The 13,908-nt window shown below is 64.3% G+C and carries 8 protein-coding genes; 7 read left to right on the forward strand and 1 reads right to left on the reverse strand.

Annotation, left to right across the window (positions count from 1 at the left end; all coding sequences use genetic code 11):
- Positions 1-27: 27 nt before the first annotated feature.
- Positions 28-1,260, forward strand: coding sequence for a YncE family protein (locus IMX17_RS14295; RefSeq protein WP_046897886.1), 1,233 nt, complete (start codon positions 28-30; stop codon positions 1,258-1,260).
- Positions 1,261-1,318: 58 nt separating this feature from the next.
- Here IMX17_RS14295 and IMX17_RS14300 read toward each other — a convergent pair whose 3' ends face one another.
- A complete protein-coding gene (locus IMX17_RS14300; protein WP_193549884.1) occupies positions 1,319-3,601 on the reverse strand; it encodes a TonB-dependent siderophore receptor in 2,283 nt (760 codons plus the stop codon).
- Positions 3,602-3,883: 282 nt separating this feature from the next.
- Here IMX17_RS14300 and fes point away from each other — a divergent pair, with 282 nt between their 5' ends.
- The 6 genes from fes to IMX17_RS14330 all read left to right on the forward strand — a co-directional run bounded on the left by fes (position 3,884) and on the right by IMX17_RS14330 (position 13,908).
- Positions 3,884-5,263 carry an enterochelin esterase gene (fes, locus tag IMX17_RS14305; RefSeq protein ID WP_080273360.1) on the forward strand — a complete coding sequence of 460 codons (1,380 nt, stop codon included), beginning with the start codon at positions 3,884-3,886 and terminating at the stop codon, positions 5,261-5,263.
- Positions 5,238-5,444 carry an MbtH family protein gene (locus IMX17_RS14310; RefSeq protein ID WP_033644173.1) on the forward strand — a complete coding sequence of 69 codons (207 nt, stop codon included), beginning with the start codon at positions 5,238-5,240 and terminating at the stop codon, positions 5,442-5,444. Before fes ends, IMX17_RS14310 begins: the two co-directional genes overlap by 26 nt.
- 32 nt (positions 5,445-5,476) lie before the next feature.
- Positions 5,477-9,421 (forward strand): enterobactin synthase subunit F, encoded by a 3,945-nt coding sequence (locus IMX17_RS14315; RefSeq protein WP_193549885.1) that lies wholly within the window; start codon positions 5,477-5,479, stop codon positions 9,419-9,421.
- A 176-nt stretch (positions 9,422-9,597) separates the two neighbouring features.
- Positions 9,598-10,854, forward strand: a complete 1,257-nt coding sequence (gene entS, locus IMX17_RS14320; RefSeq protein ID WP_182265142.1) for an enterobactin transporter EntS — start codon at positions 9,598-9,600, stop codon at positions 10,852-10,854.
- Between the two features lie 212 nt (positions 10,855-11,066).
- A complete protein-coding gene (locus IMX17_RS14325; RefSeq protein WP_182265143.1) occupies positions 11,067-12,272 on the forward strand; it encodes an isochorismate synthase in 1,206 nt (401 codons plus the stop codon).
- A gap of 7 nt (positions 12,273-12,279) precedes the next feature.
- The gene (locus IMX17_RS14330; RefSeq protein WP_046897891.1) at positions 12,280-13,908 is read left to right on the forward strand and encodes a (2,3-dihydroxybenzoyl)adenylate synthase; all 1,629 of its coding nucleotides are present in this window, start codon (positions 12,280-12,282) and stop codon (positions 13,906-13,908) included.

The raw sequence follows: 13,908 nt of genomic DNA on the forward strand, positions 1-13,908 counted from the left end.
AAGCATGATTTTCAAGGAGATAAAAGGATGTCTGGAACCCTAGCAACCCCGCGCGCGTTACTGTCGCTGCTGGTGGCGGCCTCTCTGGTGGTCGCCGGCGCCGCGCAGGCGGACGATGCCGGCATCAAACCGCAGGACATCAAGCGCCAGACGCTGTCGTCGGCGGTGGTGGAGATGGCCTACAGCACCTCGCAGCAGGCGCTGTTCGTCAGCGCGCCGGACTGGAAGGAAGAGGCGCGCTCTCGCGTGCTGCGGCTGGATCCCAACACCCTGGCGATCAAGGCGGAGATCCCGCTGAAGGTGAAAGGCTTCGGCGTGGCGCTGAACGATGCGGGCAATCGCCTGTACCTGACGCAGGCCTTCAACGGCGAAGTCGGGGTGGTGGACACCACCACCAACCATGCGCTCGGCAGCATCAAGCTGCTGGACAAAGCGGTGCTGGAGCAGGCCTACAAACAGGCGGGCATCAGCGGCAAGCGCCTGGATTTCCTGCTGGCGGAGCTGAAGAAGTTCAAGATCACTGAGGACTACCTGTACCGCCTCCGCGAGCTCAAGTATGACGCGCAAAGCGGCCGCCTGTTCCTGCCGGGGCTGGGCTTCGGCGTCGACAGCGTGCTGTACGTGGTCGATACCAAGGCCGGCAAGCTGGAGAAAGTGATCCCGGGCTTCGGTTACAACGCGGTGGGCATCACGCTGGATGAGAAGGGCCGCAGGGTGTTCGTCTCCAACATGCAGGGGCAGGTGATCACCCTGAACGCCGACACGCTGGCGATCGCCGCCACGCACGAGGTGCAGGCCGATCAGTTGCTGAACCTGGTGTATGACCCGGCGAGCAACCGCCTGTTGGGCGTCGATCAGGGCATCGACCGCGACGACTACCGCAACCATCATCTGGGGCGCGACTACGTGAAGCGCAGCAGCGGCCACCGAGTGTTCGCGCTGGATGCGGACAGCGGCAAGGTGCTGGCCAGCGAACTGACGGATGAAGTGCCGATCGGTCTGCTGCTCGACGAGCGCAGCCAGCGGCTGTATGTCGCCAACCGCAAGGGCGTGCGCGTGGATCACGGCGCCGGGACGCTGACGGTGTTCGACGCCAAGACCCTCAAGCGTCTGCAAACCGTGGACCTGCCGCCGCACCCTAACAGCCTGGCGTTGGATCCGAAAGGCGATGCGCTGTTCGTAACGGTGAAAAACGACGGCGCTGCCACCAAGGCCGGCAAAGCCGAAAGCGTGGTGCGCATTCAGCTACACACCAAATAACTGAATGGAAAGATAAAAAAAGGGGTGCTGAGCACCCCTTTGTCGTTGGTTCATGTCATCAGAAGTGGGTGTTGATGCTCATGTAGTAGGTGCGGCCCGGTTCGTTGTAGGTGGCCGCGCCCGCACCGGCGATGTTGATCGCGCCAGTGTTCGGGTCGCCGACGTTCTGCGCGTTGCCGGCGCGGAACTGTCGCTTGTCGAACAGGTTGTCGATGCCGGCGGTGAGGCTGACGTTTTTGGTCAGATCATAGGTCGCGCTGGCGCCGACGACGGCGTAAGGGCTAACCTCGCGGGTTTCGCCGCCGGTGGCCGGTTTACCCTGGTAGTTGTACTTCTTCGGCTTCTGCCGGCCGTACCAGGTCAGGGTGGACTGCATCGACAGATCCTGCGTGGCCTGCCAGCTGAGGGTCGAGTTGACGGTGAACTTCGGGATCACCGACAGGTAATCGCCGGTGGTCTTGTTCTTGTTCTCGATCATGTAGGTGGCGTTGTTGCTCCAGGTGACGGTCTCGCTGACCGGCACGTTCAACGAGCCTTCCAGCCCTTGCACCACCGCCTTAGGCACGTTTTCCCACTGATAGACCGCCGTGCCGGTGCTGCTGGTGGCGATGCGGGAGTTACCCGCTTCAATCTTGTTGTGGTAATCGTTGCGGAAGTAGGTCACGCCGGCCAACCAGCCGTCGTTATGGAACTCCAACCCGATCTCTTTGTTGACGCTGGTTTCCGCCTTCAGATCGTCGTTGCCGAGCAGGTAGCAGCCGTTTCTGGTATCGCTACCGGCGCATCCCTGGCCTTTGCTGTACAGCAGATAGTTGCCGTTGGTCTGGAACAGGGTCGGCGCCTTGTAGGAACGGGCGATGCCCATCTTCAGCGTGAAGTAGTCGCCCAGTTCCTGCGACAGGTTCAGCGCCGGGCTCCAGTTGTTGCCGGATTCGGAGTGCAGATCGTAACGCAGCCCCGGCGTCAGCATGGTGGTGTCGGTCAGCTCGATATTGTCTTCGGCGAACAGCGAGAAAATATGCGCGGAAGCGTAAGGGCTGCGCGTACCGGTCGTCATGCCGGGAATGGTGCCGCCCATCAGCGTTTGGCTGGTGGAGGTGCCGTCCTTCATGCGTTGTTGGCTCCACTCGGTACCCAGCGTAGCGGTTTGCGCGACGCCCAGCTCGAACGGCACGCTGACTTCGCTGTGCGCCAGGAAGTCATCCAGCTTGGTAGTGCCGAAACCAGTGTTCTTGGTATCGAAGATGCCTTCGGTACCGCCGGCCAAGCCTTCGTTCAGGCGGGTATTGCGGGTGCGTTCGAACTGCACGTAGTTGTTGGTGCTCACGCCGTTGTCCCAGGCGCCGCGGTGGGTCAGGCCGAAGGTTTCACGGTAGATGCGGTTGGTCTCTTTGCCGTAGTTGCTCTGCACCAGGGCGTTGGTGTTGGTGTTCTGAGTATCGCCGGCGTACAGGTTGCCCTGGCGGCCATAGGCGTATTCGAACTCCAGCGACTGCAGATGAGCGAAATCCCAGTGCAGCAGGGCGTCGATGTTTTTATCGACCACCCCTTCGCGGCCAGCGGGCACGCTGTTGGCGTAGGCGCCGACGCGTTCGGATTTGTGCGATTCGTTAATGTCCCAGGCATCGGCCTGCGTTTTGCTGTAGCCGCCGAACAGGCGGAAGCTCAGGGAATCGCTCAGCGGCCCGGACAGGCTGAAGTCGGTGCGCTTGGTGGCGCCTTCCTGCTTGTGCTGCGGCACGTCGAAGTAGCCGTTCAGCGAGCCGTGCAGCGCATCGCCGGCCTTCTTGGTGATGATGTTGACCACGCCGCCCGCGGCGCCGTTGCCATAGCGCGCCGCAGCCGGGCCGCGTAGCACTTCGATGCGTTCGATCATTTCCGGCGGCACCCAGGCGGTATCGCCGCGTGAGTCGCGTTCGCCGCGCCAGCCCTGACGTACCGAGTTGCGGCTGGAGGCCGGTTTGCCGTCGATCAGAATCAGGGTGTTTTCCGGGCCCATGCCGCGGATATCGATCTGGCGGTTGTTGCCGCGCTGGCCGCTGGTGGAGTTGCCGGTCAGGTTAACCCCGGGCATGGTGCGGATCAGCTCGCTGATGTCGCGCGCCGGCGGACGTTTCTTGATCTCGTCGGCGGTGATAGTGGATACCCCCGGCGCCTGCAGGTTCTGCCGGGCGGCGGTCACGACGATGGTGTCTTCGCCGCGCGGCTTTTTATCCGCTGCGCCGCTGTTTTCTTCCGTGGTGGGGGGGTCGGTCTGCTGCGCGGCGTTGGCGAACGCGGACGCGCCCAATCCCAAGCCGATAAGAGTGGCCAAAGAATAACGTGATAGCTTGCTTTTCATTTGAGTGTCCTACCTTGCTGCCCTCCCTCGCCGAATGGGGGAAAGGCGGTTGTAGTTTTTGTGTAGTCGGAATAGAAAATCGGCTGCGGCAAGGGATGCCATTGATGTATCCCCGATCCCTGTCCGTTGCGCGCAATACCAGCACGATCTCCAAGCCTTACACACTATTGCAAATGCAAATTATTATCAATAGTATTTGACCTACAGTGTGTTCGGGCGGTGGCCGGCGATAGGGAAAAGTCGACGTTCCCGGTGCCGCCAACTACAAAATGGGTAGGCGTTGTGAATACAGAACTAGAGTCAGAAAGCAGCAGATTATTGGCCAGCAGCAATGCGGGCAGTCCAGGGTGGTGGTTGACGGTGGCACGACGCGGTACGCCATGGGTAGAACCGGCGGGTAACGGCCGGTGGCGAACCACCTTTTTCTGGCGCGATCCGCAGGGATGCGAATTGACTTCCGCCTACCGCCGGGTGTGGATCAACATCAACTGCCTGACCGACCACCATCAGCCGAATCCGCCGCAAAGCCTGCTGCGTTTGGCCGGTACCGACGTATGGTACTGGCAGACCGAGCTGAACGGCGCCTGGCGCGGCAGCTACTGCTTTATTCCTTGTTTTGACGAGCGGCCGCCGGCGTTCAGCGACGACGACGCGCACGCCAACATGCACAACCTGCGTCACTGGTGGCACCAGGTGTTCGCCTGCGCCACTCCCGATCTGCTCAACCCCTATCGCTCCTGGCAAAGCGCCAGCGGCCACAGCGTTTCCGGTCTGCACATGCCGGATGCGCCGCCGCAGCCGGTGTGGCGCTCGTTCGATGAGTATGAGATCGCCAGCGGGCGCTGCACGCCGCCGCTGCCGGCGCGTTTGCAGCGCCATACCTGGCAGAGCGAGCGTCTGGGCAACAGCCGCGATGTCTGGATCTACACCACCGGCGACAGCAAGCCGGCCGAACGCCCGCTCGCGATTCTGCTCGACGGCCAGTTCTGGGCGAAGCAAATGCCGGTCTGGGCGCCGTTGATGCAACTGACCCGCGAGGGGGCGTTGCCGGAGGCGGTGTATGTGCTGATCGACATTATCGATCTGCCGCACCGGGCGCGTGAGCTGACCTGCAAGGACGATTTCTGGCTGGCGGTGCAGGAAGAACTGATGCCGCAACTGGCCGAATGGGCGCCGCACAGCGACAATCCGGCCGAGACGGTGGTGGCGGGGCAAAGCTTTGGTGGCCTGGCCTCTCTGTACGCCGGGCTGCGCTGGCCGCAGCGTTTCGGCGCGGTGATCACCCAGTCCGGCTCCTATTGGTGGCCGCGGCGCGACATGCTGCAGCTGCCGAGCATTCCCGACGACGCCTGCTGGCTGATGCAACAGGTCGAACGCCACGGCCTGGGCAACCACGGCGCGCTGAAGGTATTTATGGAAGCCGGTACGCAGGAAAAGCTGGTGCATCAGGTCAGCGGGCAAATGGCGGCGCGCCTGAGCGAAGCCGGCCATCGGGTGCACTACCGGGTGGTGGAAGGCGGGCACGACGCGCTGTGCTGGCGCAGCGGCCTGACCGACGGGCTGCAGGCGGTGTGGGCTTCCGCTTTCGCCACCGCTTATCCGGCATCGGTAACGACGGCGGCACAAGGAACGCAGGATGGAAAGCCTGAATCCGTTCGATGATCAACAGCAGCGCAGCCTGGTGCTGCGCAACGTACAACAACAATACAGTTTGTGGCCGGATTTCCGCGCCATTCCACCCGATTGGACGATCGTATTTGGCCCGGCGGCGCGCACCGAGTGCGCCGAGTGGCTGGAACAGCATTGGCAAGATATTCTGCCGGTCGCAGCACGCAAGGCGTGACCGGCGCCTGGTAATCACGGGAGCAATAAGCAGTGTCACACACCCCTAACTCTCTCAGCGGCCCGGCGCTTGCGGGCGAATGGCCGCTGGTCGCGGCGCAACCCGGCATCTGGGTCGCCGATCAAATCTCTCCGCATCGCAATGCTTACGCGGTGGCGCATGCCATCGAACTCAACGGCCCCGTCGCCGTGGAGCCCCTGCTGCAGGCCATCACCCAGGGTCTCGGCGAGGTGGACATGCTGCGGCTGCGTTTTGCGGAACGCGACGGCGTGCCGGTGCAATGGCTGGATGACTCGCTGGCGGTGCACGCGCCGGAACTTGTCGATCTGACGACGTCGCCAGATCCCGAAGCCGCCGCGCGCGCGCTGATGGACATCGATCTGGCGAGCGACCTGCGCGCCGGCAGCGGCGCACCGCTGTATCGCCATGTGGTGATGCGCCTGGCGGACGATCGCTGGTTCTGGTATCAGCGTTATCACCATCTGCTGGTGGACGGTTTCAGCTTCACCGCCATCGCTCGCCGCGTGGCGGCGATTTATACCCACCTTTGCCGCGGCGACGCGCTGGAGCCGACGCCTTTCACGGCGTTCAGCGACGTGGTGGCGGAATACCAGGCTTACCGGCAGGCGCCGGCCTGGCAACGCGACGCCGATTTCTGGCGCGAAAAAGCGCGGCAGCTGCCGCCGCCGGCCACGATCTGCCCGCAGCCGCTGGCCGGGCAAACGCCCACGCCGCGCATCCACCGGCTGGAACAGCGCTGCGATCCGCAGGCCTTCGCCGAACTGGTGCAGCGTGGCGCGCAGCAGAAGCTGAACGCCGCCGATATGGCGGTGGCGTTGGTGGCGCTGTGGGTGTCGCGTCTGAGCGGCCAACCGAGCTTCAGCGCCGGTTTTATCTTCATGCGCCGTACCGGCTCGGCCGCCCTGTGCGCCGCCGGCCCGGTGATCAACGTGCTGCCGATGGAGATGCATCTCGAGCCGCAGGCCACGCTGTATGAGGCCGCCGCCCGCATCAGCCGCGAGCTGAAAACGGTGCGCCGCCATCAGCGCTACGACGCCGAACAGGTGCAGCGCGATCTGGGGCGCATCGGCGACGGCGAACCGCTGTACGGCACGGTCTTCAACTTCAAAATGTTCGATTACCAGCTGGATTTCGCCGGCATCGAGGGCATTACCCACGATCTGGCCTCCGGGCCGGTGCGCGATCTGGAGATTGCGCTGTTTATCGATGAACACCACCAATTGAAGGTGGAGCTGCTGGCCAATGCCGAACGTTACAGCCGCCAGGAGCTGCAGGCGCATCTGCAACGGTTGCCGCTGCTGCTGGCGCAGTTCGCCGCGCAGGCAACGTTGCCGATCGGCGAGGCCGATATGCTGACCGCCGACGATCGCGCGCTGCTGGCGCGGATCAACGACACGGCGCATCCGGTGCCGGCGACCACGCTGAGCCAATTGCTGGCGCAGCAGGCGCAAGCCACGCCGGACGCGCCGGCGTTGGCGGATGCGCATTTCAGCTTCACCTACCGCGAAACGCGCGAGCAGGTCACGGCGCTGGCGCGCCAGCTGGTGGCGCAGGGCGTGCGGCCGGGCGACATCGTGGCGGTGGCGCTGCCGCGCTCGGTGTTCCTGTCGCTGGCGTTGATGGCGATCGTCGAAGCGGGCGCCGCCTACCTGCCGCTGGACACCGGTTATCCGGACGAGCGGCTGGCGATGATGCTGGAAGACGCCGCGCCCCGCTTGATCATCACTCACCCGGCGCAGCAGGCGCGTTTCGCCGACAAGGGCGAAATCTTGCTGTATGACGCGCCGCTGGCGGCCGATCACGCCGCCGGGGTGGCGATCGCGGGCCCGACGCCGGACCATGCGGCCTATATCATCTTTACCTCCGGCTCCACCGGGCGTCCGAAAGGTGTGCTGGTCGGCCATCAGGCGATCGTCAACCGCTTGCTGTGGATGCAGCACCAGTATCCGCTGGGGGCGGACGACGCGGTGCTGCAGAAAACGCCGTGCAGTTTCGACGTCTCGGTGTGGGAATTCTTCTGGCCGCTGATGGTCGGCGCACGGCTGGTGATGGCGCCGCCGGAGGCGCACCGCGATCCGCAGCAGCTGCAACAGTTGATCGCACAACACCGCATTACTACGCTGCACTTCGTGCCGTCGATGCTGGCGGCCTTCGTCGCTGCCCTGGACGACGACGCAGCGGTGGCGAGCTGCGCCGCGTTGCGTCAGGTGTTCTGCAGCGGCGAAGCGTTGCCGGCGGAGCTGTGCCGCCTGTGGCAAAGCCGCACGGCGGTGCCGCTGCACAACCTCTACGGCCCGACCGAAGCGGCGGTGGACGTGACCTGGCATCCGGCCTACGGCGAGGCGCTGGCGAAGGTGACCGGCGCCAACGTGCCGATTGGCCTGCCGGTGTGGAACACCGGGCTGCGCATTCTGGACGCGCGCCTGCGGCCGGTGCCGCCGGGCGTGGCGGGCGATCTGTATCTGACCGGCGTTCAGTTGGCGCACGGCTACCTTGGCCGGCCGGATCTGACCGCCAGCCGCTTTGTTGCCGATCCGTTCGGCGAGGGCGGGCGCATGTACCGCACCGGCGACGTGGCGCGCTGGCTGCCGGACGGCGCGGTGGAATATTTGGGCCGCAGCGACGATCAACTGAAGATCCGCGGGCAGCGTATCGAGCTGAGTGAAATCGACCACGCCCTGCTGTCGCTGCCGGGCGTGCGCCAGGCGGTGACGCACGCGTTGGTGCTGCAGGGCACGCCGGTGGACGCCGGCGGCGATGCGCGCCAGCTGGTGGGCTATCTGGTGATGCAATCCGGCGCGAGCTGGGATGCGGAAGCCCTGCGCGCGGCGCTGGCCGACCGTCTGCCGCCGCACATGGTGCCGGTGGCGTTGGTGGAAATGAGCGATTTGCCGCTGAGCGCCAACGGCAAGCTGGATCGCAAGGCCCTGCCGCAGCCGCAGGGCGGCGAGCGCAAGGCGGGGCGGCCGCCGCAGGCCGGGTTGGAAAGTGAGATCGCCGCGGTATTTGCCCGCCTGCTGCAGCGCGAGCAGGTGTTCGCCGACGACGATTTCTTCGCGCTGGGCGGCCATTCGCTGTTGGCGATGCGCCTGGCGGCGGAGCTGCGCCGCGATCTGGGCAAGGCGGTGTCCGTCGGCCAGGTGATGGTGGCGTCGCGCGTCGAGCAACTGGCCGCCTTGCTGGCGGAAGATCGCACGCAGGAAGAGGCCGATCGCAGTGGCTTCGACAGCGTATTGCCGCTGCGCGTCACCGAGGGGCCGACGCTGTTCTGTCTGCATCCGGCGTCCGGTTTCTCCTGGCAGTTCAGCGTATTGCCGCGCTATCTCGATCAGCACTGGTCGCTGGTCGGCATCCAGTCGCCGCGGCCGGACGGCCCGCTGGCGCTGAGCGAAGACATGGACCAGGTGGTGGAGGCGCACCTGCAGACGGTGCTGCAGGTGCAGCCGCACGGGCCGTACCACTTCATCGGTTATTCGCTCGGCGGCACGCTGGCCCAGGGCATCGCCGCCCGGCTGCAGGCGCGCGGCGAGCAGGTGGCGTTTCTCGGCCTGCTGGATACCTATCCGCCGGAGACCCAAAACTGGGACGTGATGCTGGACGACAACGTGTTGAAGGAAGTGCAGCGCGAGCGCGAACAGTTCCTGGCGGTGTCGCAGGATACGCTCGATCCGGCGCTGGGCGAGACGCGCACCATGATGTTCGACAACATCGAAGCCAACTACGCCGATTCGGTGCGGTTGCTGTCGCACACGCGGACCGCCCGCTTCCACGGCCAGGCGACGCTATTCGTCGCCAAACGCACGTTGCAGGCAGGGATGGACGTGCAGCAGACCTGGTCGCAGTACGTCGATGCGCTGCAGGCGCACGAGCTCGACTGCGCGCACGTCGATATCGTTTCGCCGGCGTCGTTCAAAGTGCTGGGGCCGCTGCTGAACCGGATTTTGCGCACGCTGTAATGACGCCCGTCATCTCGCCGCCAGGCACGGGGATTGCCCCGCGTTTGGCGGCGTTTCTTGCGTCCGCTCACAATTGAATATCAATGATTTCTATTATCATTATTGATTTCGTTATCTGTGCTAGCATAGCGCTCCGCAACTGCAGAATCCCCGTTTAAAGATGTGGTGAACAACCGATGAGTAGCAAACCCTCCATCCTGCTTGATTTTAGCCTGCTGAAAACCCACCGGGCCTTTCGCGCGGTATTCTGCGCGCGTTTCATCTCCATTGTGGCGCTGGGGCTGATGGCGATCGCCATCCCGGTGCAGATCCAGGCGCTGACCGGTTCCACCCTGCAGGTCGGGTTGGCGGTGACGCTGGCCGGCAGCGGTATGTTCGCCGGGCTGCTGATGGGCGGCGTATTGGCCGATCGCTATGAGCGGCGCCGGTTGATCCTGTTCGCGCGCTCCACTTGCGGCATCGGGTTCGTCGGCCTGTGCCTCAACGCCCTGTTGCCGTCACCTTCGCTGGCGGCCATTTATCTGCTGGCGGTGTGGGACGGTTTCTTCGGCGCAGTGGGGGTGACGGCGCTGCTGGCGGCCACGCCGGCGCTGGTGGGCCGCGAAAACATCGTGCAGGCGGGCGCCATCAGCATGCTGACGGTGCGCTTCGGCTCGATTCTTTCCCCGGCCATCGGCGGCCTGGTGATCGCCCATATGGGCATCGCCTGGAACTACGGCCTGGCGGCGTTCGGCACCTTGCTGACGTTGCTGCCGCTGCTGAGCCTGCCGCAGTTGATGCCGCCGCCGCAGCCGCGGGAACATCCGCTGCGCGCGCTGGCGGGCGGTTTCGCCTTCCTGTTTCAGAACAAGGTGATCGGCATGGTGGCGCTGATCGGCGCGTTGCTGACCATGGCCAGTGCGGTGCGCGTGTTGTACCCGGCGATGGCGGAAAGCTGGCGCATCGACGCAGCCCACCTCGGTTATATGTACGCCGCCGTGCCGCTCGGCGCGGCGATCGGTGCGTTCACCAGCGGGCGCGTGGCGCACGTGGCGCGCCCCGGTTGGGTGATGCTGCTGACGGCGATCGCGGCGTTTGCCGCCATCGGCCTGTTCGGCCTGATGCCGTGGTACAGCCTGGCGTTGCTGTGCCTGGTGGCGTTCGGCTACCTGAGCGCGCTGAACTCGTTGCTGCAATACGGCCTGATCCAGAGCCTGACGCCGGACAATTTCCTTGGCCGCATCAACGGCCTGTGGACGGCGCAGAACGTGGTGGGCGATGCGCTGGGCGCGTTGCTGCTGGGGGCGATGGGCGCCTTTATGCTGCCGGCGATGAGCGCCAGCGGTTTCGGCTTTGGCGCGGCACTGCTCGGCATCCTGTTGCTGTTCGCCATGACCGGTTTGCGCCAGGTTACGCTGCACAAACCGGAGCCGCAGCCCGCCACAGAAAAGTAGTCGAACGCGTTAAAACAACGCTGTGGGATCAAATAGCAATGCTTATCATCGGCATGCGTAAAACCCACAGCGTTTATGTCATGATTTCGAAATGAAAGAAGTGCTTACGTTTATTGACATAGCAAATATCGGCGAGTAATTTAGCGCGGAATCAACTCAAATGATAATCATTATTATATTGGTTATCACTTCAAATTCTTGAGGGCGAAGCGATGGTTACTGCCGTGAACGACATCAATCGAAAGGAAATGCAGGAGCGCGAAGAACACCGGTTCGCCGCTGATTTTTCTCCGGCGTCGGGCTTCTTCTTTACCTCCCCTTACCGCAGCTTGACCACCACCGGTTGTTTCAGCCGCATTCGCCTGCCGGCCGCAGACGGCGCCAATCTGAACGGTGAGTTCCAGCGCAGCGTACGGCAGGCGTTTGCCGAGGCCCGTCAGGCCGGCATCAAAAAGCCGCTGCTGTGCGGCGCCATCCCGTTCGATACCCGGCAGCCTTCGGCGCTGTTTATTCCGCAGCAGAGCCGTTGGTTCGATCGCGCCGCCTTTATGGCCGGCGTTCGGCCTTCGGCGGACGGGCCTGAACTGGCCGGGGTGACAGAGCTGCCGCCGCAGCAGACGTTCATGAACATGGTCAGCGACGCCGTTGCCGCGATGAAGGCCGGTGAGCTGGATAAAGTGGTCTTGTCGCGCCTGCTGGAGATCGAAACGCGCCAGCCGGTGGATCGCCATGCGCTGATGGCGCGCGTGATCGCCCAGAACCCGCACGGTTTCCACTTCCATGTGCCGCTGGAGCAGGGCGCGCTGTTGGGCGCCAGCCCGGAGTTGCTGCTGCGCCAGGACGGCGGCCGTTTCTATTCCAACCCGCTGGCCGGTTCCGCCCGGCGCGAGGCCGATCCGCAGCGCGATCGCGAAGTGGGGGAGCGGCTGATGGCCTCGGCGAAAGATCGCCACGAGCACCGCATCGTCACTGAAAGCATGCGCGACGTGCTGGCCGGCCGCTGCCGCTATCTGAACGTGCCGCACACCCCTGAACTGCTGACCACCACCACGCTGTGGCATCTCTCCACGCCGATCGACGGCGAGGCGGCATCTCCCGACGAAAACGCCCTGTCGCTGGCTTGCCTGTTGCACCCGACGCCGGCGCTGTGCGGCATGCCGACGGCCCAGGCGCACGCCCTGATCGGCAAGCTGGAGCCGTTCGATCGCGGCCTGTTCGGCGGCATCGTCGGCTGGTGCGACGACGAAGGCAACGGCGAGTGGGTAGTGACTATCCGCTGTGGCACCGTTGACGGCAACCGGGTACGGCTGTTCGCCGGCGCCGGCATCGTGGAAGACTCTTCACCCGAATCTGAATGGCATGAAACAGGTACCAAACTCAGCACCATTCTGCGTGCCTTTGGTATGAATCAAGGATAACGACAAGATGAGCATTGCCTTTACCCCCTGGCCGGCGGAGTTCGCCAGCCGCTATCGCGAGCGCGGCTATTGGATTGACAAGCCGCTGACCGAGATCCTCGACCGCCAGGCCAACAACGACGCTCCGGCGATTATCGACGCCCAGGGCAGCCTGACCTACCGCGAGCTGCAGCAGCGCTCCGATCGCCTGGCGGCCGCTTTGCTGCGCCGCGGCGTAAAATCCGGCGACACCGCGCTGGTGCAGCTGGGCAACGTGGCGGAGTTCTATATCGTGTTCTTCGCGCTGCTGAAAATTGGCGTGGCGCCAGTAAACGCGCTGTTCAGCCATCAGCGCAGTGAGCTGAACGCCTATGCCGAGCAGATCAAACCGGCGCTGCTGATCGCCGATCGCCAGCACGCGCTGTTTGCCGACGATCAATTCCTGAACGCCTTCCGCGATGCGCATCCTTCGCTGCGCGTCGTGGCGCTGCGCAGCCAGGCCGAGGGCGAGCTGGCGCTGGCCGCCTGGCTGGACGAAGCGAGCGACGGTTTCGTCGCGCAGCCTTCCGCGGCCGATCGGGTGGCGTTCTTCCAGCTTTCCGGCGGCAGCACCGGCACGCCGAAGCTGATCCCGCGCACCCACAACGATTACTACTACAGCATTCGCCGCAGCGTGGAGATCTGCCGTTTCGACGCGCAGACCCGCTATCTGTGCGCGCTGCCGGTGGCGCACAACTACCCGATGAGTTCGCCGGGCGTGCTGGGCGTGTTTTATGGCGCCGGACTGGTGGTGTTCGCCGCCGATCCGGACGCCGCGCAGTGCTTCCGCCTGATCGAACAGCATCAAATCAACGTGACGGCGCTGGTGCCGCCGGCGGTCACGCTGTGGCTGCAGGCGATCGAAGAGTGGGGCGGCAATGCCCAGCTCGCCAGCCTGAAACTGCTGCAGGTGGGCGGCGCCAAGCTGGGCGAAACGCTGGCGGCGCGCATTCAGAACGAAATCGGCTGCCAACTGCAGCAGGTGTTCGGCATGGCGGAAGGGCTGGTGAACTACACCCGGCTGGACGACGACGAACGCCACATCCTGACGACGCAAGGGCGGCCGATGTCGCCGGACGACGAAGTGTGGGTGGCGGACGACGACGGCAATCCGTTGCCGGCGGGTGAGATCGGGCGGTTGATGACGCGCGGGCCTTACACCTTTCGCGGTTACTACCAGAGCCCGGCGCACAACGCCGACGCCTTCGACGCCGACGGTTTCTACTGCTCCGGCGATCTGATCAGCATTAGCGAAGACGGTTACATCACCGTGCAGGGGCGGCAAAAAGACCAGATCAACCGCGGCGGAGAGAAGATCGCCGCCGAGGAGATCGAGAACCTGCTGCTGCGTCATTCGGACGTGATCAACGCCGCACTGGTGTCGATGCCGGATGCGCTGATGGGGGAGAAGAGCTGCGCCTATATCATCGCCAACGCGCCGCTGAAGCCGGTAGTGCTGCGTCGCCACCTGCGCGAACAGGGCGTGGCGGACTTCAAACTGCCGGATCGCTTTATTCAGGTGGACAGCCTGCCGCTGACTCCGGTCGGCAAAGTGGACAAAAAACGGCTGCGCCAGCAGCTCGACGCGCAACTACAGACTCAGGCTCAGGGAGATTAA

The organism is Serratia sp. X3 (assembly GCF_014982455.1).
Taxonomy (GTDB): Bacteria; Pseudomonadota; Gammaproteobacteria; order Enterobacterales; family Enterobacteriaceae; genus Serratia; species Serratia ureilytica.

Coding starts and splice junctions, on each gene's coding strand:
- IMX17_RS14295 (WP_046897886.1), top strand. CDS start 28: ATGTCTGGAACCCTAGCAACCCCGCGCGCGTTACTGTCGCTGCTGGTG.
- IMX17_RS14300 (WP_193549884.1), bottom strand. CDS start 3,601: ATGAAAAGCAAGCTATCACGTTATTCTTTGGCCACTCTTATCGGCTTG.
- IMX17_RS14310 (WP_033644173.1), top strand. CDS start 5,238: ATGGAAAGCCTGAATCCGTTCGATGATCAACAGCAGCGCAGCCTGGTG.
- entS (WP_182265142.1), top strand. CDS start 9,598: ATGAGTAGCAAACCCTCCATCCTGCTTGATTTTAGCCTGCTGAAAACC.
- IMX17_RS14325 (WP_182265143.1), top strand. CDS start 11,067: ATGGTTACTGCCGTGAACGACATCAATCGAAAGGAAATGCAGGAGCGC.
- IMX17_RS14330 (WP_046897891.1), top strand. CDS start 12,280: ATGAGCATTGCCTTTACCCCCTGGCCGGCGGAGTTCGCCAGCCGCTAT.